We start from the raw sequence: 23,395 nt of genomic DNA, 5'->3' as shown, positions 1-23,395 counted from the left end.
TGTGGATAATCCTTAGATAATTTTACAATTTAATTTTAGGAGGAAATATTATGCTTTCAATTAAAAATGTTTCAAAAAAGTACTCAAATAATTTTACAGCTCTTTCAAATTTTAATCTTGAATTAGAAAGAGGAATAGTAGGTCTTTTAGGTGCAAATGGTGCTGGCAAATCAACACTGATGAAGATGATAGCCACAGTTTCAAAGCCAACAGAAGGTGTTATTACCTGGAATGGATGTGACATTCATAAAAATGGTGATGAACTTAGGCATGCTTTAGGATATTTACCTCAAAGCTTTGGGGTATTTCCTAATTTAACTGCTGTTGAATTTTTGAAATACATGGCAGCTTTAAAAGGACTTAACATGAAAAAAGCAGTAAATAGAATAAATGAACTTATTGATTTACTAAATCTTAGAGATGCCGCAAATAAAAGTATTGGAAATTATTCTGGTGGTATGAAGCAGAGAATAGGTATTGCACAAGCTCTTTTAAATGATCCTAAAATTCTTATAGTAGATGAACCTACCGTAGGATTAGATCCCAATGAAAGAATGAACTTTAGAAATCTAATTAATAGTTTATCAAAAGATAAAATAATAATCTTATCTACCCATATAGTGTCTGATGTAGAAGCTTCAGCTGAAAAAATAGTTCTTATTGATAAAGGTAAGCTTATGTGTTTTTGTAAAAATGAAGAGCTTTTAAATTCATTAGAGGGAATGGTATGGGAATGTTTAACTGAAGAAAGTCACCTTAAAGAAATAAAGGACAATTATATAACAGGAAATATAATAAGAAGAAGTGAAGGAATGGTTATAAGAGTAATCTCAGAATCAAAACCTTTACTAAATGCCTCAAGTGTGTCCCCTACTCTTGAAGATGCTTATATTTATTATACCTCAAGAAAAAGAGGTGGAAACATTGAATAGTATATATGGAATTTACTACATAGGAATATCTGATTTTTTAGATAGAATAAGAAGCAAAACCACACTTATTATAACTCTTTTAATGATGTATATATGCTATTTATTCTTTCCAGAAAACAACAGCAGTTTTTATTATACCTTAACCTATTCTTTTGAAGGATATTTTTATAGAGGAATTTATAATTCTGTATGGCTTGGCTGGGTTTCTACTATGGCCTTTATTAGTGTTGTAACTTTGATTGGATTTTACTTTGTTAGAAATTCTATAAAGAGAGAAAAAGAACTTTTAATAGGTGAAATAACAGCTTCTATAGGAACAAAATCCTGGGTATTTATATTTGGAAAAGCCTTTGGCAATTTACTATTTCTTCTCACTCAAATGCTTGTAGTTGTTGCAATCACTGTTTTAATGCAATTTGCTAGAGGTGAAAGCTATTATTTGCAGCCAATTAAGCTTTTAACACCATTTTTAATATTAGCAGTACCAGCTTGCTTTATTACAGCAGTTATAGCAATAATTTTTGAAATCATTCCTTTTCTAAGGAACTCTTTTGGAAATGTAGTATACTTCTTTACCTGGTCTGGAATAATCATATATTCTATTCAAAACAGAACCTCTACTTTAGCAGATGTTTTTGGAATGAATACTGCTGCCAAAATAATATCAGAACAATTAAAGCATACTTTTAAAGAATTTGCTAATATAGATTCTTTCAGTCTTGGCACAAGTGGACCTCTTCATGGAAATATTAAAACTTTTATGATGAACAATGTAAACATTGGTTTAAACATATTATTCCAAAGATTATTTTGGATTTTTATAGGAATTCTTTTACTTTTTTTAGCCTCCATGTTTTTCAAAAGTAATTCTCTTATTAGAACAAAACCATCTACAATAGCTAATAAGCTTACAAAAGAAGCAAAATATATTCCTTGTAAAAAAACAGTTTTGACTGAGATTTTTGAAAACAAAACTTATATGAATAACCTCAGCATACTAAAAAGCAATCTTAAAATTATAGTTGTTTCACCTAGTTTATACTGGTATGCAGCCATCATTTTCTGCTCTATAGGAATATTTTTTGCAGATGGTGATAAATTAAATAAATTTTTAATTCCCATGATATGGATTTTGCCTGTTTTCATATGGTCTAAATTATCTACTGTTCAAAGAACTTTTAATATGGAAGATTATCTTTTGACTTATAAAAACTATAGAAATGCAGAGCCTTTAAATTCAGCTGCTGCTGGAATTTTATTCACTGTATTTATAAATATAGCTGTTATAATAAAGTTTTTGATGCTGCATAACTTTTTAGGAATTTTTTATATTTTAATTGGAGCTTTCTTTGTAAATACCTTAGGAATTTTTATTGGAAACATTGCTGGAAATTCTACTGCCTTTGAAATAACTTATATTATTTTATGGTATCTAGGTATATTAAATGGCTTAACAAATTTAGACTTTCTTGGACTTACCCCAAAGGCTGCAATATGCCATATTCCAGTTATATTTTTAGCTATTGGAATTTTCCTGACAGTTGCTTCAGTGGTAATTAAAAATATCAGACTTAGGAGTTATTAGATATCTCATTTTTTATTGATAGAAGATCTAGGACATTCTAAAATGAGATTTTTTATATCTGTTAAATAGCAGCGGTGAGAATCAGTTTTGCAGCAAGATATGCATCCATATATATTAATTATATTGGATATATTTATATTCCAAATGTACCTGGTATAGATAAATAAACCAGGTACAGGAAAAATAATTTTAGTTATAATATTATTCTTTGAACCATAAATAAGTTGTTCATGACAACCTTAAAAATCACTAATACAGCAACTTCTGGAATTTATATAATGATTTCTACAAAAAAATTATTCCTGCAGAAATTATTATAAAAACATTCACAACTACCATAACGAGATTAATAATAGAGCCAACTTTAAAAAAGCTATTTTTCCATTCTTTCGCTGCTGAACGGCATAAAAACCAACCTACTATTCCTACAAACGGTGAAATAAAAAATATTAAGCCATGAAAATGTTCCAGCGCTGGAATCTTTATAGCATTAAATATAAATAGTAAAATAATTAATGGTATTATAAGAGAAATAACACCAAGTACTTTTTTAGTTGTTTTAACAATAAGGTTAATATTCATGTTTTAAATTTTCTCCTATCACCATTAGTACTTCATAATATTTTTAGTAATATCATTTAATGAAACTAAATTTCCAATGCGGCTAAAGCTATCCATGTTATTATTCATATTATTTATATATACAGGTACATATTCATACTCACAATCTGTATGAATACTCTTCATGTCTAATGAAATTTGTTTAATATCCTCATAATTTTTGTCATAGTACTTTTTAGCAATAGATTTACCATTAACAATATACTGTAAAACCATATTTCTTGTGGTTTTAGAAAGAGATACATACCTTTTATACTCTAAACTTAAAAAAAAGCATTGAGCCTCTATTTGAATCTTTCTTACTCCACAAAGTGTAAAAAATTCGCTAAGTATTCTTTTATCCACTGTAAGGTCTATACAGTCATCTGGAACAATAATAGTTAAATTTCTTATCTTTAGATTTTTAACTACTGCTTTCATATTCTCCATATAATTTTTATCTTCATCAAATAAATGATGATAAAAAGGTACATTAGGTACAAAGGATGCAAAATCAATTATATTTTCTAAGTTCTCCTTCTCTTTTTTAATAATAAAGCTTTTATTACTGATTATTACATAAAATTTAGCAGATTCAAACATATATCCAAATCACCTTTCCTGCTTTTTTCATTATATTAATGTTTGTCCATAATTCACTTATTAATATTTTAATTTAGTGTATTTACATTATACTACTAATTTTGACGTAGTTTAGAACATTTCTACTATACTCCTGAAAATTTATAATCAAATTAAGTTTCATTTGATAGTATAAATCAACTATCACTTTCATTTTTGTTTCAATCCCCTGACTTTGATTTAATCATAATTTTAATTCGCCCTTATTCACAATTAATTCTAAAAAACAATAGATATTGATCATTATATAACATATACATAAGTATCATGAGTAGGACATAAAATGGTAGGGCATCATAAAAACATATGAAATTTTAAGGAGGAAACATAATGAAAATAGTTGTTATAGGCTGTACACATGCTGGAACTGCAGCTATAGTAAATTGTGCTAAATTATATCCAGATGCAAAAATAACTGTATATGAGAGAAATGATACAATTTCATTTTTATCCTGTGGAATAGCATTATATGTAGCAGGAATAATAAAAGACCCTAAGGGATTATTTTATAGTTCACCAGAAAAATTAGCGGAATTAGGCGTATCCACTAAAATGTCTCATGACGTAGTATCCGTTGACATATCTGAAAAAAAACTTAAGGTTCATAATTTAAAATCAAAAGAAGAGTTTGAAGATACTTTTGATAAATTAATAGTAACAACTGGTTCATGGCCAATACTTCCCAAGGTTGATGGAAGCACTTTAGAAAATATATTGATATCCAAAAATTATTACCATTCAAACACCATAATTGAAAAATCCCAAAAAGCTAACAATATAGTGGTTATAGGAGCAGGATATATAGGTGTTGAACTGGTAGAAGCCTTTGAAATGAATAATAAAAAGGTAACGCTAATTGATAGTCAGGATCGTATTTTAAGTAAATATTTAGATAAAGAATTTACAGATAAAGCAGAAAAAGCTTTATCAGACCATGCTATAAAATTGGCTTTAAGTGAAACAGTTATAAGATTTGAGGGCGTAGATGGAAAAGTTTCAAAAGTAATTACAAATAAGGGCCAATATGAAGCAGATTTAGTTATACTTTCTATTGGTTTCAAACCAAGCACAGAACTATTTAAAGGACAGCTTGAAATGTTAGGCAATGGTGCTATTGTGGTAGACGAATATATGCATACCAGCAAAGAAGATATATATGCAGCTGGGGATAGCTGCGCTGTTAAATATAATCCAATAGAAAAGCAAGAATATATTCCACTGGCTACAAATGCAGTTCGTATGGGTACATTAGTTGCTAGAAACTTAGTTAAGCCAACTACAAAATATATGGGTACTCAAGGAACTTCTGGAATTAAAATCTATGATTATAACATAGCTTCTACGGGCTTAACTGAAAACTCCGCTAAAACATATGGAATAGATGTGAAAACAGTAATGGTTGAAGATAACTACCGTCCAGAATTTATGCCTACTTATGATTTAGCACAACTAAAAGTAGTTTATGAAAAAGATTCTAGAAGAATTTTAGGTGCTCAAATTGTTTCAAAGGCAGATTTAACTCAATCCATAAATACAATGTCAGTGTGTATTCAAAATAAAATGACTATAGATGAACTGGCTTTTGTTGATTTCTTCTTCCAGCCACATTACAATAAACCTTGGAATTTATTGAATTTAGCAGGATTAAGTGCCGAATAATATAAAAAACTAGTATAAGAGTACTTCATTTAATTATGTTTTTTAAACTAAATTAACTCACTTTGAAACTCCAAAAAATAGCATTAAATTTCACAGTAAGAAACAATTATGTTCTCTTCATAGTCACTTCTTGTTGTGAAATTTAATACTTTTAGTGCTTTATGGTACTTGTTGACTTTTTTCTTAATATTTTCCTCATTCAAAAATCTTAAAAATATAGTCTTTATTTTCAGTTAGTGCACATTTAAATATGAAAAATAACTTTGTATACTTTCATTTACTTTGTGCAGTAAATTGCAATTGCTTGTGACATAAATTCTGCCGTTCCCTTGCCATAACTATCAATATTTTCTTTAAAACGTTCATCCTGTAAGTACATAAGTCCAAGGCCCTTTAAAATTTCATTAGTACATTTGTAAAATCTTTTTGTAATGTAATTCTGCCATTCTTTAACAAGTGTTTGAACTTCTTTACTGTCAGCACTTTTTTCCCTATTCTCAGCAAAAGCCTTTAAAATCTTGCCGCCTTCTTCGTTTACCTGCTTCCACTGTTCTTTACCATAATTTTTAGTCTTTGCTTCACTTTCAGCATAAGCATCAGTTTTTCCCCAGCGTTCTTTAACTTCCTTTGCATATTTCTTTTTTGCATTTTCAAAATCAATATTGTCAAATTCTTTAAAACTCATATTACATTCTCCTTCTATTGTTTTTTCTACAAGCTTTATTAGCTTATCAATTCTTTTACGTTTTTTAATAAGAAGCTCTTTATGTTTTTTTAGTGCTTCTGTTCTATCAAATGATGCACTTTTAACAATTTCTTTAATTTCATTAAGCGGAAAGTCCAACTCTTTGAAAAATAATATTTGCTGAAGCAGCTCAATAGCATCGTCATCATATAAACGATAGCTAGCCTCAGAAACCTTGCTTGGCTTAAGCAAACCTATTTCATCATAATAATGAAGAGTTCTCACAGTAACTCCTGTTAATTTTGCAACCTCGTTAATTTTCAGTTCCAAAAATCCTGTACCTCCTTTAAAATATCATTTTATTACCTCTTTTCTTTTAGTATAGTTATACTATATACTATCACGTTACGTTAGAGTCAATACCAAAAATAAAATGAGTTTCCTAACTTTTAATGTTTATTTTTCTTCATAAAATTGATAGAATAAAACTGGCACTTTACTTTACCTATAGACCCAATTTACATAAATTAATAAAGGGGATGCATTTAATGAAATTTATAGAAAATCTTTCAACAGATCCACATTATAACTTAGCTCTTGAAGAATATGCATTTAGAAATTTAAAGGGTGAATATATTTTGCTATGGAGAAACTGCCCATCGATCATTATTGGAAAACATCAAAATACAGTAGAAGAAATTAATATGGAATTTGTAAAGCAAAATGATATTAATGTTGTTAGAAGGGTTACAGGAGGCGGTGCTGTATATCATGATCTTGGTAACTTAAATTTTTCATTTATTACAAAAATTAAAGAACATAATGTCAAAATAGACTTTAAGACATATAACGTTCCTATAATTAAAGCTTTAGAAAACTTAGGAATAAAATGCGAATTATCAGGCAGAAACGATCTTGTAATAGATGGCAAGAAATTTTCTGGAATTGCTCAAAGCGTTTCAAGAGAAAGAATATTAAATCACGGAACATTACTTTTTGATTCTAAATTAGATACATTGTCTAAAGGATTAAATGTAAAAAGAGATAAAATCGAATCAAAGGGTATAAAATCTGTATCTAGCAGAGTTACTAATATTAAACCTCATGTTAAATATGATGTTGATGTATTAAAATTTAAAGAACTATTGTTAAAAAATATATTTGCATATTTAAATGAACCTATAGAAACATATGAATTAACTGAAGATGATAAAAAAGCCATACAAAAAATGGTAGATGGGAAATATGGCACCTGGGAATGGAATTTTGGCAATTCACCTAAGTTTAACTACAAAGGATATAACAGGTTTAAAGGTGGATGTGTAGATGTTAGACTTGATGTAAAAAATGGACTAATAGAAAATTGTAAAATATATGGTGACTTTTTTGGTAAATGTGATATAGAACTTTTAGAAGAAAAATTAAAAAGCATAAAGTATGATAAAGAAGAAGTAAAAAAGGCTTTACAAGATACTGACGTAAATGACTATTTAGGAAATGTTACAAAAGAAGAATTTTTATGCTGTTTATTTAGCTAATATAAAACTTTAAGCTAATTTTTACTACTAGGTACGGAGGAATTTAATGAAAAAATTTTTGAAAGGATTCTTGATTATTTTAGTTGCTGCACTGATTATTTTTATTGCTATATTTCATAAAAGAATTATATTAACTTATACACTAGTTAATAAATATATTTCTGTGAAAAATGATAATATGAGAACTCCAAAGATTAATGGATTAAAAATGTCTCAATCAATGAATTACAAGGATATTATATATAAAAATACTAATGGAGTTCCGCTTACACTGGATATTTATTCTTCACTAAAAAAGAGTAATAATCCATCTCCAGTAATTTTATATGTTCACGGCGGCAGCTGGGTTTATGGTGATAAAAGTATTCCCGATGCATTAAGTCCCGTACTTAATACTTTCAGAGAAGAAGGATATACAATTATAAGTACTTCTTACGAGCTCAATAGGAATAAAGCTAATTTCAATAAACAAGTTGCAGATATTAAGGATACTATAAGATGGATATATAAAAATAAATCTACTTATAATCTCGATCCAAATGAAATAGGAGTTATTGGTGTTTCATCAGGTGCTCATCTTTCGCTTCTAGCTAGTTACAGCAGCAATGATAATTTTACTGATGACAAAGCTTTAAGTACGTATTCATCTAAAATTAAATATTTAATTGATTTTGCAGGTCCAACTGATTTAAGTCTTTTAAATACAAGTGATTTAAATTATGACTTAACAAAAATTTTTAATTCAATACAAGATAAGGATACTGTAATAAAAGAATTGAACCCTATAAATTATGTTAGTAAGGGAATACCAAATACATTAATAATACACAGCAGCTTTGATCCTATGGTTCCTTACAAGAGTTCAAAAGAACTTTATGATAAATGTGTTAAAGAACATGCCAAAGTAGAATTGATTACTTTGAACAGCAATGTACATGATTTATCAAATATCTCAAGCACTGACATTAGTTCTATGTCTGAAGGATTATTGAAGTTTGTAATATTTAATTCTCCATTATAACATAAATAAAGTTGTTGCATTAAGAAACTTAAACATACTGTAATTAGTAATATAAGCATAATGCGACACAACTTTTCAGAGGACAAAGGACAATTGACAGAGGACAGTGAAGGATGATTTTTCTCCGCTTTGCTGCGAAAAATCTTTAATTAAATTTTTGATGGCTCGTTTCACTAAAGTGAAACATTGCTGATTTATATAAATTAAAAGCTTGTTTTGCGCTAGCAAAATAAGCTTAAAAATAAATTAGTTTTCTGACGTAAGGAGGAAAACTCACCTTCATTGTCCTCTGTCCTCTGTCCTCTGTCAATTGTCCTCTCAAAAAAAGTTGTGCCACATTATTTTTACATTATGAATTGTAGTACATATTAAGCTTATAAAAAATGCTGAATTATATATTTACAGAATTTACAATAGCTTTTCTAAAGAATTCCTTCTCAATATCATAAAAAACACGGCAATTAGGTTCTTTATTTAAATTATGTACTTCATCTACATAACTCATTCCCTGCGTAATACCATCCCTTATATCAATTTGAACATATTGATCCTTGTATTCAAACATATCTGGATTTGTAATGGCAAGTATGGCACATGGATCATGAATTGCAGCATCATTAGCTGCATATGTTGAAATGATTTCAACTATAGTATCAGATATTGTGTTATGGAATTTTCTCATTTCATTTAACTCAATATCTGTTAAAGTTGCCTTTAATGTAACATTCAAGCCGCACATCATCAATTTAACACCACTGTTAAAAACAATATATGCAGCTTCTGGATCTGTAAAGTAGTTGAATTCACTGCATGGAGTTGCATTTCCAATATTTATTCCACCGCCCATTATACTAATTGCAGCAATTTTGTTTTTTACTTCTGGATGAGCTGACAAGAGTAATGCTATATTTGTTAATGGTCCAGTAGCAGCTATGTATACAGGTTCACTGCTCTCCATTAATATTTTTCTTTCAATCTCTATTGCACTTAAATCACTTAATTTTGATAATTTATCATCACTAAATGCACTTGCACAGCCACCAAATCCATCTAAACCATGTACAGCCGTAGCAGGCTGAGCATTTTTAATAATTGGCTTTTCAGCTCCTTTTGCTACTATGCAGTCTAAGCCTAATAGTCCAGCCATAAGCTGAGCATTATGAGTAGTCAAATCAATTCCTACATTTCCTGATACTGAACAAATAGCTTTAATATCAAATTCTGGTTTTGAATGAGCTACCAAAATAGCAAGAACATCATCAACACCAGGATCACAATCTATAATTAATGGATATTTTTTCATATTACGCCTCCAATATTTAAGTATTAATAACATTATAACAAATTATTATTGCTTTTATCTAATTCATTCAAATAGAATTAGGACATCAATATCTCATTGAAAAAAACTGTCTTCTTTAATTGAAGACTATTTATCGTAGGTCAACAATTTGTCCCCAAGACTTATAACCCTTAGTACAATCTATTTCTAAATAATAAACTTTTTTATCCAATGTCAAATCCTTACCATCATAAGTTTTCATTTTATTTGAAATAGTTTTTTCTACACTCCACTCTCCCAAAAATGGGCTTACATTTAAGATGTGATATCTCTCATTTCCTGTTTGATCGGTTATATAAACATCGATATCACCATTACTACACCCGATACCTGAAAAAATCAAATTATCCCCATTTTTGATTTCAACATTATCCTTCAATACATTTTCACTTTGTGTAGTTCCACCATTGCTAGCAGTTTTAGTTATTGTAAAATAATTTCCTATATAACTAGGTACTTCATTTATTTGTTGAAGTAAATATTCGGAAAGTACTTTAGAGTAAACTGTATAATATTTTAGATTACCCTTTATATCACCACTGTTATCAAAAGCCATAATATACCGATCTGTAAAAGGCACTTTAATTGTTTCTTTACCTTGAAATGTATTTGTTGTGTTAGTTTCCTTTATTAGTGGCCAAATATGAACGTACCTCTTAAGATTTTTCATTGCTAAAGTAAGCGGAATAAATTTTTTAAATCCAATTGATTTTACTTCATCTTCAGTAGATTCCATTATTTTAGTAGATGTATTTACCATTGATACTACTTCATTAATTCTAGCATCATCTCTTTCAAGTGGTTCCATCCCATTTGATATAACTTGTGTAAAATTGTTATCTGCCAAGGTCACAAAATCAACATTTTCAGCTTTAATAGGAAAATTTAAATTTTCGTTAACTTTCTCATCCCCATTAACTTTAAATTCTTTAGTCGCACTTTCTTTTAAAATTTTACCTTCAACTGACTTTATGCCTTCATTTATATGCAAAGTATATGTTTCACCTGTAATATATTCTTTTTTAGGTATTAATGTAACTGATTTTTTATCACTACTTATACTTATAGTTGCTTCAACTATATTACCTTTAGCATCTGTTACATTTATATTTTCCTCTAATGATTCTGTATCAAGCACACTATTAAATTTTATAGTCCACAGCTTGTTTCTTGCCACATTTTCTTGTTTTCCAAACTCTTTAGCATATGCATAAGTTGGCAAAATTAAATTACATATTAATATCAAAGATAATATTTTATAATTATTTTTCGTGGAAACATACCCCTTTTAATGAATACTGTGTAATTAAATTATAGCACTCTTATTATCATTTTATCTAGGATAAGCTAATTTTGTATCACCTAGTGAAACTTAGATTCACATTGTAATAAATTTACAATTTAAGTCATAGTATTATATAAACAAGCCTCTTAAGATAAATGTATTTTAAAATTACAGGTGGTGTATTAAAAATGATAAATAAATTAGCTTTACAGCTTACTTCACTCATTTGTACAGAAATCTACAACAATACTAAAGACAGAGCAAGAATACAATATGGCTTAACTGTGCTTTTAAGTGAAGGATTTAAAACTGTTTTTCTATTACTATTTTTTAATATAATACATAAGGAGAAATATTTCTATTTTTCCTTACTCATAATTCTATCCACTCGACTGTTTGCTGGTGGATTACATTTAAAAGGTACCTTGAACTGCCTAATTGCAACAACTCTGTTGTTTATATTAACTAGCGTTTTGGCACCTTCAGCACCTAAATTGCCAGCAGCATGCTATTTGCTCGTAAGCATAATTAGTTTAGTGATAGTTTTAGTAAGAGCTCCAATATGTAGTGTAAGGATACCTATAAAAGATAATAAAACAAAGCTGCAATATAAATTTGCAGCAGCTCTAGTTGTAGCTATATGGACTATTATTTTATTATTTTTGGAAAGTACAACCTATGTTAACTGCGGCTTCAGCACTATATTAGTACAAGGTGTACAACTTGTGCTGGCTAAAAAGCCCACATTATAAATTTTTTAGTAAACTTATATAAAACAAGGAGGATATTATGAAAAAATTATTTAACAGTTTCAAGGTAAAATCAATATTATGTGTACTTCCCCTATTTTTAGGTTCATTTTTAACTGAAAAATGGCCTAACTGTTTTATTTATATTGGAGAGCCTGAAATTCCAGAATGCTTAAAAAAACATTAATTGTATAATTTAATACTAAAAACTGTATAGTTATTTTCAAAGGATAGTTGAATTCTAGCTTCATAGGATTCAACTATTTTTTTTACATTATATAATCCATATCCACGGTCTTTTCCTTCTTTAGTAGAATACCCTGCATTAAAGATCTTTGCAATATCATTAAATTCTATTCTTTCACCTGTATTCCCAATTTCTATAATACAATTTTCTTCTAGGTACCCTATATTTAAAAATATCTTTTTTAAATTATTTTTTGAATTTAAAACAGCATCAAAAGCATTATCTAAAAGGTTGTTTAAAACTTCTGAAAGTTCATAGTTTTTAAAAGGAAGCTTACAATCCCCTTCAATAGCATATTTAAATTCAATATTATTTTTAGCAGCTTCATTCATTTTATTGTAGATAATGGCTGCTACCACTGTATTATCTATTTGAAGTACCTTTTCCATATTTTCCAGAGAAATATCAAGAGAATCTATATATTGTAATATGGTTTCCTTTAAATTCTTTTCATCGGATACTAGAACAAGGCTGTAAACAGTATTTAAATGATTTTTAAAATCGTGCTGTCTCCTCCTTACATCCTCCAATAGCTGGGATATTACAGGAGAGTATTTCTTATAATTTTCAAGTGACCTCTTTATTTCATTATTCTTCATTTCATAATCAAATAAAAACAAATTTGCTATAATAAATACTAATGGAATCATAAGATATATTATACTATCACTCAAAAATTCATGTCTTTTAAAACCCCATATCCACTTTGAAATAATCACATATATAAGAAGATTCATAGAAAAAAAGTATATTTTAGAACTTTTCTGCTTTAAAAAAATTATTAGTTTTCCATAAGATATATATCTATAAATACAATAGCTTAAAAATATGCAAATAAAATTTGCAATAAGTGAATATATGAAATTATCCTTCACCATAAAGCTTGGAATAAACAATCTAAACATAATTATTATAGCAAGCTGCATTATACCACAAATAACTATAACCAACCCAAATTCTAATAACAAATCCTTTATATTTTTTTTAAATATAAATTTAATTGCTAGAAGTAAAAAAAAATAATTTACTAAAAACTGCATAGGCATATAAATGTAATTTGTAATTAGAAATACCAATGAAGTAAAAAGTATAACGAGTAAGCTTTTACATAATCTCTTTTCACATTCTTTATTAAACATATTCCAAAGCAGCATAAAACTTCCTACTTCTATAAATATTAAGATGAACATCTTATAATTATCCATTTATTTTCTCACCTACAACATTATTAAACCTTTCCATAATACATTTCTTATAGTTGTTTCCGAGTAATGCAGTTTTGTCAGTATTATAAAAATAAATCTTGTAAGAAGTTTTATTATTAGTTTTTTCAATTTTATTGATATATTTTATATTAACTAGATAAGCTCTATGGCTCTGAAGTATATTCTTATCATTTATCATTGAATTCAATTTCTTAAGGGATAAATAATCTATGGTAAAGGAACCATTTATAGTATGAATTATTGAAGTTCTAATAAAAACTTCCACAAAAATTATTTCATTAACAAATATTTTTACTTCAATGTTCTTTATAGGAACAATTATAAATTTTTCATTAATTTCCGTAACAGCAACTTGTGCTCTGCCATCTGACATCAAAAGCTCTGTCATTCTTTGGATTTTTTTCTTATTATAAGGCTTTACTATATAATCGTAACAGTGAATTTTCTTAAAAGCTGAAAGCATATATTCCTTATAAATTGTCACAAATATTATCCAGTTTAGTCTATATCTTTTTATTTTCCTTATTTCAAGAGCAAATTTAAGACCTGATTCATTTTTCAAATTAATATCCACAAAAAAAAGATCAATCACATTTTGCTGTGCTATTTTAAAGGCTTCTGTAGTATTTGTGGCTTCATATACTTGATACATATCACCTAATTGTTTTATAATCTCTGATAGGGTTTTTAACTGAATATGATCGTCTTCTAAAATTAATATATTGTACATATAGTTATCATACCCCTTTATATTTATTTATCATTAATTAGATATTCTATATTAATTCAGAAATACCTTTCCACAAATTCAATATTTTATTAAACTTAATTAAATATTTACATAAATTAATAACAAAAATAGGGGTTTTAATGAAACGTTTAACGTATTCTAAAATAATGTATGCTACAATTAATTTACAAGCACATATTATTTTCTAAACTCTCTTCATAAAGTGAGCGGATTGCACCTATAAATGTATAAAAGGAGTGTGGTCTTGTGAATCTAAATTTTATTATCACTATTCTATGTATTACAATGCTAGGAATTGTTGCTATGCTTCTTGGTTTTTGCTATAAACAAGAGCTAATGAAAGCTTTGTTCCAATCAAAAACCACTTTGAAAAAAGATGAGGTTTCCTCTGAAATCACATTAAATCTGGACAAAAAAGAAGAAAAATGCAATAAGTAGCTCTGCCAAGCTTCCTATTGCATCTAGACAAAATTATTTTTAGTACAATAAGCAAATTGCTCAATACTGCAATCCACTCACTTAACAAGTATATCACAAATTTTGGAAATAAATCAATACATAGTTAAAATTTATTTATCTTTTTTTCATAAAATATTCCCTTAGAAAATCCGGGAAATATGTAACCATCTTATATGTAAATGGAACAGCAACTTTATAACGGGCATTAAGTCGTTTTTTCAAAATTGTATCACTAATAGCTTGTGCTGCTACTTTAGAATCAGCTCGTTTTTGCTTATTTCTATATTGGGCATCTGATTTATAAAAATGTGAATAGCAAGATTTTTCATTTTTTATAACATCGCCTGAATTATCCACTAACGCCTTAAAAAAGTTGGTTTTCATAGGTCCCGGTTCAATGACGGTGGTCTGAATATTATAACTGTGCAATTCTAAACGTAGTGTGTCACTTAATGCCTCAACTGCAAATTTTGATGCACAATAAGTCCCATTAATAGGTTGAGCAAATTTTCCTGAAATAGAACCAATATTTATAATCTTACCACATCGTTTTTTACGCATTTCTGGAACAACTGCCTGAACCATATTAATTATACCAAACACATTTACATCAAACATACTTTTAGACCTATTTACATCAATTTCTTCTAAAGCTCCTCTAAGTGAATACCCTGCATTATTTATAAGAATATCAATTTTATGAAATTTTGATATCACTTCATTTACTGCCCTATGAATAGACTCTTTTTGGGTAACATCCAGGGATAATTTTAAAGATGCGGATAAATCTTTTAAAGCTTCCACATTTCTTGCTGTTGCAACAACCGTGCATCCTTTCTGAGATAATATATTACAAAGCTCTCTTCCAATTCCTGTAGAGCATCCAGTAATTAAAATAACTATTTCATTTTTCATAACAATCAACCTCCAGTAGTAAAACTTAGGTACATCATAAATCACCTGGAGATTTATTGCATTATCATTTGTTAATATTTAATTTTTTTCTTATTCTGCTAAGAGATACAGGAGTTATTCCTAAATAGGATGCAATATGACATTGCTTAACACGTGCTTCCAAATCAGGATATGTATCAAGAAATTGCGCATAACGCTTTGTACTGTCTAATAATTTAAAACTAATTGCATGCTCTTCTTTTATAACAAGTGTTTTATCAATCATTTTCTTGTAAAATAAAAGTAATTGATAATTTCCTTCCACTATTTTTTCAAAATCGAAAATCTTAACTACAAGAATTTCACTATCTTCTAATGCTTGTATACAGTACATAGATTCTTTTTGAGATAGATATGCCGCATAAGAAAATAATATCCCACCTTCTGCATAAAAATATTTTGTTACATCATTGCCTGATTTATCAATATAATAAGATCGAAATACACCCTTAATAATAAAACCTATTTCAGTAGATTTTTCACCTTCCTGTAAAAAGAACATATCCTTTTTTAATACCTTAGGCTTAGAAACATTCCTCAATAAAGCAATATTTTCCTCATCAAGAAAAATATCATTACTTTTTAAGAGATTCACCCATAAAACATTATTTACATTTTCATTCATGTAAAAAACTCTCCTCTTTTAAATATTCATTTACTTAAAATAGCATAGCATAAATTCTAAAATTTACATAGAAAATATAAAGCGTTAAATTTCTGGAATATCTAGAATTATAATTCCACGTTAGCTAAATATTTGCTCATTTACATACATACCCTTATACAAAACTGGTATTGCCGCTGCTATAAGGATCATACCCATAAAAGCAGGTGCAGCATGTCCAAGTGATGCATAGATTTGACCTCCAATGATAGGACCAATTATTCTTGCTAAAGCTTGAATAGATTGGCTACTTCCTTGAATCCTTCCTTGTTCACTAGAATTAACGGAATTAGAGACCATTCCATTGAATGAAGGTCCAAATATGGAATCACCAAAGGCAAATATAAACATTCCAACGATACAAAGAGGATAGAATAAAAACAAAGCTGATGCTGCAATAAAACCGTAGCCTATAATCTCTGAAACCATTCCCACAATTGCTATCTGTTTATCACTAAGTTTTACCAAAAGCTTTGGCATTATGAAACCTTGTGAAATGATGTCTTGGAAACCCATAATTGAAAACATAACTCCTATTGCTACAGGTTTCCAATTGAAATTATCCATTGTAAATTGTGAAAAAACTGCCTGTAAAGAGCCGTTAGGTATCCAAAGTAAGAATGCTGAGATAAGCAGCCCTTTTAAATTTTTCATGGAAAGCACGTTTATAAGCTGTATAAACGGATTCAGCCTTACAAAAGTAATTTCTTTTAGTCTATTATTCTTCTCAAGGCTCTCAGGCATAAAAAATAATCCATAAACAACATTTAGTAAGGTTATTATTGCTCCAAAATACATTGGTACAGAGTAACCAAACCTGGCAAGCAATCCTCCTAGGGTTGGGCCAATAATGCTGCCTACACCTACAACTGCACTCACCCACCCAAAGTATTTGGTTCTCTGATTTGGAGGAATGATGTCTGCAAAGTATGCGAAGATAGTGCTTATGGTTCCACCCGTTATTCCATCTATTATACGCCCCAAAAATAATACCCATAGAGCTCCTCCTATACCAAAAATCAAGTACCCAATTGCAGAACCCAAAAGACATATTAAGAGCACTGGACGACGACCATATTTATCACTCAAAGCCCCAAGTCCAGGAGCCGCGAAAAACATGCAGACTGCATAGACAGAGGTCAAAAGCGTAACAACTATAGCTTGATCTCCTGGATTGCTTATATAAGGCTTCACTAAAAATGGGACAACAGGTGCTATAATACTGAAGCCTATTCCACAAAGAAACACAGACATAAGACCAAATATTAAAGCCTTTTTATCTACGATTTGTTCTGTGTTCTGTCCATTGTATGATCTAAATTTAAACATTTAAATTCTCCTCTCAAAAATCATTATTTTGTTTCCCTGGAAACATAATTACTGTATCATCTTTTTGTTTCCTTGTCAACAAAATAATATTAATAAAAATGCAGCCTATTCTCAATAGAGGATGGCTGCCTATGGTTTTATTTTCATTATTCAAATTTATTTCGACTTAATATTTATATCCAGTTTCTTTATTTCTGCATCTAAATGCCTATTATACTTTTCCATGAAGCTAAGCATACTGTCAAATTGTTCTTCGGTTACCTGCTCAAATACGACTTTATCCCTCTCTTGAAATTCTTTGTGTAGTTCCTCATGAATTTTATAAATTTTTTGTCCTTTCTCAGTAAGCCGGAAATAAATTTCTTTCTTATTTTCTGGCTTTTGATAACTTTCAATGACACCTCTTTTTATGAGCTTCTTGGTCATTTTGCTTATGGCCCCTCTAGTCATATAAAAGGACTCTGCAAGTTTTGTTACGTTGGAATCCACATTTTTTCCAATGTATTCGATATAATGTACTTCAGAAGACTTATAACCCTTAAGGCTGTCTTCCATCTTAAACTTATTAAGCCAAGCCATCTTGTTAAATAATTTTCTAAAACCAATTATGACCTGTTCTTCTTTGTTCATGGTTTGTCCTCCCGTCTGTTGACACATTAACAATATTATATTAAACTTTTGTTTCTATTTCAACAATATTAAAGCTCAACTATTTTTCAAAACAATTTGCCATCTTAACTGTTAAAAGATGAAGTTTATAGAATGTTTTTAATAATGTATTCTTTGCACATATGGTCTGTATCATTTGTGGTACCGTAATAATATACAAAATAATAACATAAATTGGACTAACTAAATGTTGAACTAATATAGCCACTGTAATAATACCTCCAGCTGCAATACCAATTGAAGAACCGATAACTCCTGGTGCATATTTATGAAATGCAAACGTCCAATAAATATGCTGTAACCCATTGAATGTAGTAAAAACAATAAGAATTAAAAGAACCATGGCTGATATAGATTCATTAGGTATCACATAAGCAATAGTAGTCATTAAAAATCCCCATATACTAATTGCCCATAACCATAATCTACAGCTTAATTTTGTTGATGGTGGAGGTGTTACATAAGTACTATGATACCAATCAAGAATATTCCACTCCTCCATTTCATGAATAAAGAAAATAATAGGAATTATCCACATAATTGTTTTAAAATTCATTTCATTTAACATTTGCATAATTATTCTCCTTTCATTGGAGCGCGCATCCTGACACACTTGTGCCTTATTTACTATCATGGTACAATTTAATTAGTTAATAGTCAATAAATCTAATGTAAGTGCTACATAAATTACATTTTTGTGCCATATAGGAGGAGCTATGAATCAAACAGAAAATCCCATTGCTTTACAATCAAAAAAATGGATTATGGAATCATTAATAGAACTGATGAATAAAAAAACGTTTCACGAAATTACTGTTAGTGAACTAGTTGCTCATGCAGATTTAGGAAGAAGAACTTTTTATCGGAACTTTACTTCAAAAGAAGATGTATTAGAATCCTATCTGAAAAATTTAATTCAGGAATTTATTGAACATATATCTACATATGAAATTTTAACACCTAATATTTGCTCATATCAAATCTTTAAATTATGTAGTAATAATAAATCATTTTTGACAGGGTTACATAACAGCAAAATGCTAGGGTTTCTTTTGGATGAATGGAATGTTTCACTTCCCATCATTCACCAAATGATGATAGACAAAATTCCTAATTTCCCTAATCAGCATAATGAAACTGCATTAGCTTATACTCTAGCTTTTAACACAGGCGGTGTTTGGAATGTGGTATCAAAATGGATAAGCTCTGGTATGAAGGAAACACCAGAAGAAATGACAAACATTGTGATGGACTTAGTAAAATTTAAATTGATGCTTGTTTAATACCCAAGCATCAATCCTCTGCAATCATTACAGATTATGTTACAAAATTAAAGCATATTTTTCACTGTTTCAGCAATACTATGTGAATCCAAACCATAATATTTATAGATAGCAGTATCAGCACCAATAACACTGAACTCATCAGGTAACCCAATTCTCTTAAACTTGCAATGTATACCAGCTTCTGCTATAACTTCAGCTACTGCACCACCAAGACCACCATTAATGCTCTGATCTTCAACGGTTACAACAAAACCTGTTTCCTTTGCAGATTTTAAAACTATATCAACATCAAAGGGTTTAATAGTATGCATATCTATAACTCTGGCATTTACACCTGTTTCTGCAAGTTCCTTTGCTGCCATAAGAGACCAATACACGCTGTTACCTGTGCCAATTAAAGTCAAATCATTACCTTCTTTTACAGTAATAGCTTTACCAATTTTAAATTCATAATCATTATCTTTATATACATCTGGCTCCGCACCTCTTGCAATACGAATAATCATAGGTCCTTTATAAGTCATTGACTCTCTTACCAATTTCCTACACTGCCCTGCATCTGCCGGAACACAAATTGTTAAGTTTGGTATTGCTCTATAAAATGACAAATCAGCAATAACATTGTGGGTAGGACCTCCTCCAGATGTAACCCCAGAATGAGTTCCAATCAATCTTACAGGCACATCATTATAAGCAATATCTGTGTGTATCTGATCTGCTGCCCTCAAAGGAAGAAATGGTCCAAATACTTGTGAAAATACAATTTTGCCAGAAAGAGCTAATCCCGCAGATATACCAACCTGGTTGGCTTCCGCAATGCCAATATTAAAACAACGTTCAGGATATTTTTTTATAAACTTTCCCGTGGATGTAGATGGTGCAACATTATCAGAATAAGTAAATGCAAATTCTAATCCTTCATCTGCCATTTTCATTAATTCGACCCCATAAGCTTCTCTTGCGGATGATAACATCTGATCAAAATCGAAAGTTGTTTCAACTGCCATAATTTATCTCACCTTTCTATTATTTTCTATTGATTTTAGTGCTTCGTCCAACTGTTCCTTAGCAATTCCGCCGCCGTGCCATACTGCATTATTTTCCATAAATGAAACACCACAGCCCTTAGTGGTATTTGAAATAATACATATTGGCTTTCTTCTAGTTTCTGGATCTGCTGGTGGAAGAGATTGCAGGGCACTACAAACTTCATACATGTCATTACCTTGAATCTCTATAACATCCCATCCAAAAGCCTTTATTTTATCTCCTAAAGGATCAACATTCATTACATCCCTTGTGAAACCAGTCATCTGTAGGCGGTTTTTATCAACAATTGCTACAAGATTGCCAAGCTTATAATGACCTGCTGCCATAAAGGCTTCCCAATTTGAACCCTCTTCAATTTCGCCATCTCCTATGATACAGAAAGTTCTCCAATAGGACTTTGACATTCTAGCACCTAATGCTAAACCAGTAGCTATGGATAATCCATGTCCCAAAGAACCTGTTGATGCTTCAATGGCAGGAACATACTTTCTATTAGGATGCATACCAAATTTAGCAGTATTTAAGGTTTCAAAATGTTCTACCATATATTCCATTGTATACATGCCTAGATCTGAAAATATAGTATACAATGTTTCACCACAATGACCTTTACTTAAAATCAATCTGTCTCTTTTTTCCCATTTAGGATTTTTAGGATCGTAGTTCATGTACTTGTAATAGAGACCAACAGCCATATCGACGATAGACAATTCTCCTCCAAGGTGACCCATACCTATTTCATAGATAAATGAGCATAACTTTTTTCGAATCTCTACTGCCTTATCTTCTAATTGTTTAACTTGTTCCATATCAACATTACAATACATAATAGGCATCTCCTTTTCTCATTTATAAAAATTGTTAAAAATCATTACATTTAATAAGTATTTTTGGATATTTCCCACTAATTTGAGCAGCAAAAGCTTCTTCTGCCTGATCAATAGTAAAAACTTTCTGTATAAAAGGTTTCAAATTCATTCTAGGCATAATCTCAGCAGCACGTGGAAATGCATATGGAGCTACATTTATACTAGAAATAGTCAATTCCTTGCTGTACAATTTGTCATATAGATTCAGTGGCATATCATAGTTTTTTGGAAACATTGCAATATAGAGAACAGTTCCTCCTTTTGCAGCTATTTCACTAGCTGCTGGTGCAGCATTAGGTGATCCCGAAGCTTCTATTACCAAGTCAAAACCCAATCCATTGGTTATTTTATTGGATTCTACACATACATCCTGCTCCAAAGGATTGATAATATAATCAGCACCAAATTCTTTGGCAAGTTCCTGTCTTTCCTTAATAGGTTCTATAAGTGTCAATGACGTAGCTCCAAACATTTTCATTGCTTGAAGTGCCAATAATCCTATAGGTCCTCCTCCTGAAATGGCAACCCTTTGACCAATCTTCATATTTGTTTTGTCCACAATTCTAACTGCAATTGACACAGGCTCTAACAGGCATGCTTCTTCTAAGCTTACATCATCTGGAACTTTAAATACCTGAGATTCATGCCATACTACATATTCAGACATACCAGGCTTATTATCCGGATATTCACAGAACTGCTCCTGACCATTTCGGCAATAATAACATGTACCACAAAATCTTAAAAAGTTTCCTGCAACCTTGTCCCCTACTTTTAATCCCTTTTTAACAGCTTTTTTACCAATTTCCACAATAGTACCTGAAATCTCATGTCCTATTCCAAAGGGAGGTTCAAGTCCAAAAATTCCTTCTACTAGGTGTGGATCAGAACCACATATTGAACAGTAAGCGACTTTTATTTTGACATCCTCATCTCCCATTTCCTGCTCGGGCATATCTATAACCTGAACACGTCCCCTCTTATTAACATCAGGATCTTTTAAACTTCCTACCTTAACACAAGCAATAGTCTTCATAAATTAACGCCTCCTTATTTTATAATGTTGTCTGGAATCCACCATCAACACTTATATACCATCCATTAATATAATCTGATGCACTACTTGCTAAAAATATGGCAGTTCCCATTAAATCATTAAGTTCACCCCAACGACCACTTGGGATTCTATTTGTAATTTTGTTGTAAAAATCTTTATCAGCACGCAAGTCCTTGTTAACATCAGTTGCCAAGAATCCAGGGCAAATAGCATTGGTTTGAATATTATACTGACCAACCTCATTAGCAAATACCTTTGTTAAACCAAGAATAGCATGTTTACTTGCTGTATATGGTGGACATTTTTTATCCGCAGTAAAGGATAATGCTGAACCAATATTTATAATCTTGCCAGAATTTTGCTTAACCATTTCTTTAACTACCCTGTGGCTGAGGTAGTATACAGAATTTAAATCAATATCAATAAGCTTTTGCCATGCTGAATCTGGGTACTCTAAAAATTCGGCAAACATACTTCCACCTGCATTATTCACAAGGATGTCAATTTTTCCATATTCTTTCAAGCAAGTATCAACAACTTCTTCAATATAGTCCTTTTTCGTTAAATCTCCTTTCAAAAACTTAACCTTCTGACCAGTTTCTTCTATGAGACTCTTAATTTCGGATACATCATCTGTAAAGTGAGGTATAAAAAGATCAGCACCTGCTTTTGCAAAAGCAACTGCATAAGCCATACCAAGACCTTGATTTGCACCTGTAACTACAGCTACTTTACCTTTAAGTGAAAATGCATTCATTGAAAAATCACTAAGCTTATTTCCCATAATAACACCTTC

At 30.0% G+C, this 23,395-nt stretch carries 25 protein-coding genes; 9 read left to right on the top strand and 16 right to left on the bottom strand.

Going from position 1 to position 23,395, the window contains the following annotated elements; genetic code table 11:
* Positions 1–50: 50 nt before the first annotated feature.
* Positions 51–932, top strand: a complete 882-nt coding sequence (locus Ccar_RS03165) for an ABC transporter ATP-binding protein (protein WP_007058909.1) — start codon at positions 51–53, stop codon at positions 930–932.
* Positions 925–2,517, top strand: coding sequence for a hypothetical protein (locus Ccar_RS03160; RefSeq protein WP_035774082.1), 1,593 nt, complete (start codon positions 925–927; stop codon positions 2,515–2,517). The genes Ccar_RS03165 and Ccar_RS03160 overlap by 8 nt, the downstream gene beginning before the upstream one ends.
* Before the next feature lie 285 nt (positions 2,518–2,802).
* Here the strand turns inward: Ccar_RS03160 and Ccar_RS03155 are convergent, their stop codons facing one another.
* Positions 2,803–3,099, bottom strand: a complete 297-nt coding sequence (locus Ccar_RS03155; protein WP_007058911.1) for a hypothetical protein — start codon at positions 3,097–3,099, stop codon at positions 2,803–2,805.
* 24 nt (positions 3,100–3,123) lie between these two features.
* Positions 3,124–3,720 carry a hypothetical protein gene (locus tag Ccar_RS03150; protein ID WP_007058912.1) on the bottom strand — a complete coding sequence of 199 codons (597 nt, stop codon included), beginning with the start codon at positions 3,718–3,720 and terminating at the stop codon, positions 3,124–3,126.
* A 369-nt stretch (positions 3,721–4,089) separates the two neighbouring features.
* On the opposite strand from Ccar_RS03150, the gene Ccar_RS03145 reads away from it, so the two are divergent.
* The gene (locus Ccar_RS03145) at positions 4,090–5,418 is read left to right on the top strand and encodes an FAD-dependent oxidoreductase (protein ID WP_007058913.1); all 1,329 of its coding nucleotides are present in this window, start codon (positions 4,090–4,092) and stop codon (positions 5,416–5,418) included.
* 277 nt (positions 5,419–5,695) lie between these two features.
* Here Ccar_RS03145 and Ccar_RS03140 read toward each other — a convergent pair whose 3' ends face one another.
* On the bottom strand, positions 5,696–6,433 hold the full coding sequence (locus Ccar_RS03140; protein WP_007058914.1) for a MerR family transcriptional regulator: 738 nt from the start codon (positions 6,431–6,433) through the stop codon (positions 5,696–5,698).
* Positions 6,434–6,651: 218 nt separating this feature from the next.
* Here Ccar_RS03140 and lplA point away from each other — a divergent pair, with 218 nt between their 5' ends.
* The gene (lplA, locus tag Ccar_RS03135) at positions 6,652–7,641 is read left to right on the top strand and encodes a lipoate--protein ligase (protein ID WP_007058915.1); all 990 of its coding nucleotides are present in this window, start codon (positions 6,652–6,654) and stop codon (positions 7,639–7,641) included.
* A gap of 46 nt (positions 7,642–7,687) precedes the next feature.
* Positions 7,688–8,662 carry an alpha/beta hydrolase fold domain-containing protein gene (locus Ccar_RS03130; protein ID WP_007058916.1) on the top strand — a complete coding sequence of 325 codons (975 nt, stop codon included), beginning with the start codon at positions 7,688–7,690 and terminating at the stop codon, positions 8,660–8,662.
* A 391-nt stretch (positions 8,663–9,053) separates the two neighbouring features.
* Here Ccar_RS03130 and Ccar_RS03125 read toward each other — a convergent pair whose 3' ends face one another.
* Positions 9,054–9,965, bottom strand: coding sequence for a nucleoside hydrolase (locus Ccar_RS03125; RefSeq protein WP_007058917.1), 912 nt, complete (start codon positions 9,963–9,965; stop codon positions 9,054–9,056).
* A gap of 130 nt (positions 9,966–10,095) precedes the next feature.
* On the bottom strand, positions 10,096–11,226 hold the full coding sequence (locus Ccar_RS03120; protein WP_035774085.1) for an Ig-like domain-containing domain: 1,131 nt from the start codon (positions 11,224–11,226) through the stop codon (positions 10,096–10,098).
* Positions 11,227–11,477: 251 nt separating this feature from the next.
* Between Ccar_RS03120 and Ccar_RS03115 the strand changes: the two genes are divergently transcribed.
* Positions 11,478–12,041: an accessory gene regulator B family protein gene (locus tag Ccar_RS03115; protein WP_007058919.1), complete on the top strand. Its 564-nt coding sequence runs from the start codon at positions 11,478–11,480 to the stop codon at positions 12,039–12,041.
* Between the two features lie 37 nt (positions 12,042–12,078).
* On the top strand, positions 12,079–12,225 hold the full coding sequence (locus tag Ccar_RS26630) for an AgrD family cyclic lactone autoinducer peptide (protein WP_007058920.1): 147 nt from the start codon (positions 12,079–12,081) through the stop codon (positions 12,223–12,225).
* Here the strand turns inward: Ccar_RS26630 and Ccar_RS03110 are convergent.
* Together Ccar_RS03110 and Ccar_RS03105 are read right to left on the bottom strand one after the other, a co-directional pair.
* On the bottom strand, positions 12,222–13,490 hold the full coding sequence (locus Ccar_RS03110) for a sensor histidine kinase (RefSeq protein ID WP_082141584.1): 1,269 nt from the start codon (positions 13,488–13,490) through the stop codon (positions 12,222–12,224). The two genes, Ccar_RS26630 and Ccar_RS03110, sit on opposite strands and share 4 nt — an antisense overlap.
* Positions 13,483–14,241 carry a LytR/AlgR family response regulator transcription factor gene (locus Ccar_RS03105; protein WP_007058923.1) on the bottom strand — a complete coding sequence of 253 codons (759 nt, stop codon included), beginning with the start codon at positions 14,239–14,241 and terminating at the stop codon, positions 13,483–13,485. Before Ccar_RS03105 ends, Ccar_RS03110 begins: the two co-directional genes overlap by 8 nt.
* 267 nt (positions 14,242–14,508) lie before the next feature.
* Here Ccar_RS03105 and Ccar_RS03100 point away from each other — a divergent pair, with 267 nt between their 5' ends.
* Positions 14,509–14,700, top strand: coding sequence for a hypothetical protein (locus Ccar_RS03100; protein ID WP_007058924.1), 192 nt, complete (start codon positions 14,509–14,511; stop codon positions 14,698–14,700).
* Positions 14,701–14,835: 135 nt separating this feature from the next.
* Here the strand turns inward: Ccar_RS03100 and Ccar_RS03095 are convergent, their stop codons facing one another.
* The 5 genes from Ccar_RS03095 to Ccar_RS03075 form a co-directional block, all read right to left on the bottom strand.
* On the bottom strand, positions 14,836–15,636 hold the full coding sequence (locus Ccar_RS03095) for an SDR family oxidoreductase (RefSeq protein ID WP_007058925.1): 801 nt from the start codon (positions 15,634–15,636) through the stop codon (positions 14,836–14,838).
* 64 nt (positions 15,637–15,700) lie between these two features.
* On the bottom strand, positions 15,701–16,300 hold the full coding sequence (locus tag Ccar_RS03090) for a Crp/Fnr family transcriptional regulator (protein WP_007058926.1): 600 nt from the start codon (positions 16,298–16,300) through the stop codon (positions 15,701–15,703).
* Between the two features lie 120 nt (positions 16,301–16,420).
* Positions 16,421–17,668 (bottom strand): MFS transporter, encoded by a 1,248-nt coding sequence (locus tag Ccar_RS03085; RefSeq protein WP_007058927.1) that lies wholly within the window; start codon positions 17,666–17,668, stop codon positions 16,421–16,423.
* 156 nt (positions 17,669–17,824) lie between these two features.
* Positions 17,825–18,298, bottom strand: coding sequence for a MarR family transcriptional regulator (locus tag Ccar_RS03080; RefSeq protein ID WP_007058928.1), 474 nt, complete (start codon positions 18,296–18,298; stop codon positions 17,825–17,827).
* Between the two features lie 79 nt (positions 18,299–18,377).
* Positions 18,378–18,911: an HXXEE domain-containing protein gene (locus Ccar_RS03075; protein WP_007058929.1), complete on the bottom strand. Its 534-nt coding sequence runs from the start codon at positions 18,909–18,911 to the stop codon at positions 18,378–18,380.
* Positions 18,912–19,053: 142 nt separating this feature from the next.
* Here Ccar_RS03075 and Ccar_RS03070 point away from each other — a divergent pair, with 142 nt between their 5' ends.
* Positions 19,054–19,620, top strand: a complete 567-nt coding sequence (locus Ccar_RS03070; RefSeq protein ID WP_048029876.1) for a TetR/AcrR family transcriptional regulator — start codon at positions 19,054–19,056, stop codon at positions 19,618–19,620.
* 47 nt (positions 19,621–19,667) lie between these two features.
* On the opposite strand, the gene Ccar_RS03065 is transcribed toward Ccar_RS03070, so the two are convergent.
* From Ccar_RS03065 to Ccar_RS03050, 4 genes are read right to left on the bottom strand one after another with little or no spacing between them, the layout of a single operon-like run.
* Positions 19,668–20,630 (bottom strand): transketolase family protein, encoded by a 963-nt coding sequence (locus tag Ccar_RS03065; RefSeq protein WP_048029874.1) that lies wholly within the window; start codon positions 20,628–20,630, stop codon positions 19,668–19,670.
* A gap of 3 nt (positions 20,631–20,633) precedes the next feature.
* The gene (locus Ccar_RS03060; protein ID WP_007058932.1) at positions 20,634–21,500 is read right to left on the bottom strand and encodes a transketolase; all 867 of its coding nucleotides are present in this window, start codon (positions 21,498–21,500) and stop codon (positions 20,634–20,636) included.
* Positions 21,501–21,534: 34 nt separating this feature from the next.
* Positions 21,535–22,578 (bottom strand): zinc-dependent alcohol dehydrogenase, encoded by a 1,044-nt coding sequence (locus Ccar_RS03055; RefSeq protein WP_007058933.1) that lies wholly within the window; start codon positions 22,576–22,578, stop codon positions 21,535–21,537.
* 19 nt (positions 22,579–22,597) lie between these two features.
* The gene (locus Ccar_RS03050; RefSeq protein ID WP_007058934.1) at positions 22,598–23,383 is read right to left on the bottom strand and encodes an SDR family oxidoreductase; all 786 of its coding nucleotides are present in this window, start codon (positions 23,381–23,383) and stop codon (positions 22,598–22,600) included.
* Positions 23,384–23,395 lie beyond the last annotated feature (12 nt).

Origin of the sequence: Clostridium carboxidivorans P7, assembly GCF_001038625.1 — a bacterium.
GTDB classification, from domain to species: domain Bacteria; phylum Bacillota; class Clostridia; order Clostridiales; family Clostridiaceae; genus Clostridium_AM; species Clostridium_AM carboxidivorans.
Note: the sequence above shows the minus strand (reverse complement) of the source record. Positions and strands in the feature narration are given on the sequence as shown.

Excerpts from the sequence above, each read along its gene's own strand:
- Ccar_RS03095 (WP_007058925.1), bottom strand. The coding sequence starts at position 15,636 with ATGAAAAATGAAATAGTTATTTTAATTACTGGATGCTCTACAGGAATT.
- Ccar_RS03070 (WP_048029876.1), top strand. The coding sequence starts at position 19,054 with ATGAATCAAACAGAAAATCCCATTGCTTTACAATCAAAAAAATGGATT.
- Ccar_RS03110 (WP_082141584.1), bottom strand. The coding sequence starts at position 13,490 with ATGGATAATTATAAGATGTTCATCTTAATATTTATAGAAGTAGGAAGT.
- Ccar_RS03055 (WP_007058933.1), bottom strand. The coding sequence starts at position 22,578 with ATGAAGACTATTGCTTGTGTTAAGGTAGGAAGTTTAAAAGATCCTGAT.
- Ccar_RS03155 (WP_007058911.1), bottom strand. The coding sequence starts at position 3,099 with ATGAATATTAACCTTATTGTTAAAACAACTAAAAAAGTACTTGGTGTT.
- Ccar_RS03115 (WP_007058919.1), top strand. The coding sequence starts at position 11,478 with ATGATAAATAAATTAGCTTTACAGCTTACTTCACTCATTTGTACAGAA.
- Ccar_RS03080 (WP_007058928.1), bottom strand. The coding sequence starts at position 18,298 with ATGAACAAAGAAGAACAGGTCATAATTGGTTTTAGAAAATTATTTAAC.
- Ccar_RS26630 (WP_007058920.1), top strand. The coding sequence starts at position 12,079 with ATGAAAAAATTATTTAACAGTTTCAAGGTAAAATCAATATTATGTGTA.
- Ccar_RS03145 (WP_007058913.1), top strand. The coding sequence starts at position 4,090 with ATGAAAATAGTTGTTATAGGCTGTACACATGCTGGAACTGCAGCTATA.
- lplA (WP_007058915.1), top strand. The coding sequence starts at position 6,652 with ATGAAATTTATAGAAAATCTTTCAACAGATCCACATTATAACTTAGCT.
- Ccar_RS03050 (WP_007058934.1), bottom strand. The coding sequence starts at position 23,383 with ATGGGAAATAAGCTTAGTGATTTTTCAATGAATGCATTTTCACTTAAA.
- Ccar_RS03060 (WP_007058932.1), bottom strand. The coding sequence starts at position 21,500 with ATGTATTGTAATGTTGATATGGAACAAGTTAAACAATTAGAAGATAAG.
- Ccar_RS03105 (WP_007058923.1), bottom strand. The coding sequence starts at position 14,241 with ATGTACAATATATTAATTTTAGAAGACGATCATATTCAGTTAAAAACC.
- Ccar_RS03165 (WP_007058909.1), top strand. The coding sequence starts at position 51 with ATGCTTTCAATTAAAAATGTTTCAAAAAAGTACTCAAATAATTTTACA.
- Ccar_RS03090 (WP_007058926.1), bottom strand. The coding sequence starts at position 16,300 with ATGAATGAAAATGTAAATAATGTTTTATGGGTGAATCTCTTAAAAAGT.
- Ccar_RS03125 (WP_007058917.1), bottom strand. The coding sequence starts at position 9,965 with ATGAAAAAATATCCATTAATTATAGATTGTGATCCTGGTGTTGATGAT.
- Ccar_RS03150 (WP_007058912.1), bottom strand. The coding sequence starts at position 3,720 with ATGTTTGAATCTGCTAAATTTTATGTAATAATCAGTAATAAAAGCTTT.
- Ccar_RS03075 (WP_007058929.1), bottom strand. The coding sequence starts at position 18,911 with ATGCAAATGTTAAATGAAATGAATTTTAAAACAATTATGTGGATAATT.
- Ccar_RS03065 (WP_048029874.1), bottom strand. The coding sequence starts at position 20,630 with ATGGCAGTTGAAACAACTTTCGATTTTGATCAGATGTTATCATCCGCA.
- Ccar_RS03085 (WP_007058927.1), bottom strand. The coding sequence starts at position 17,668 with ATGTTTAAATTTAGATCATACAATGGACAGAACACAGAACAAATCGTA.
- Ccar_RS03130 (WP_007058916.1), top strand. The coding sequence starts at position 7,688 with ATGAAAAAATTTTTGAAAGGATTCTTGATTATTTTAGTTGCTGCACTG.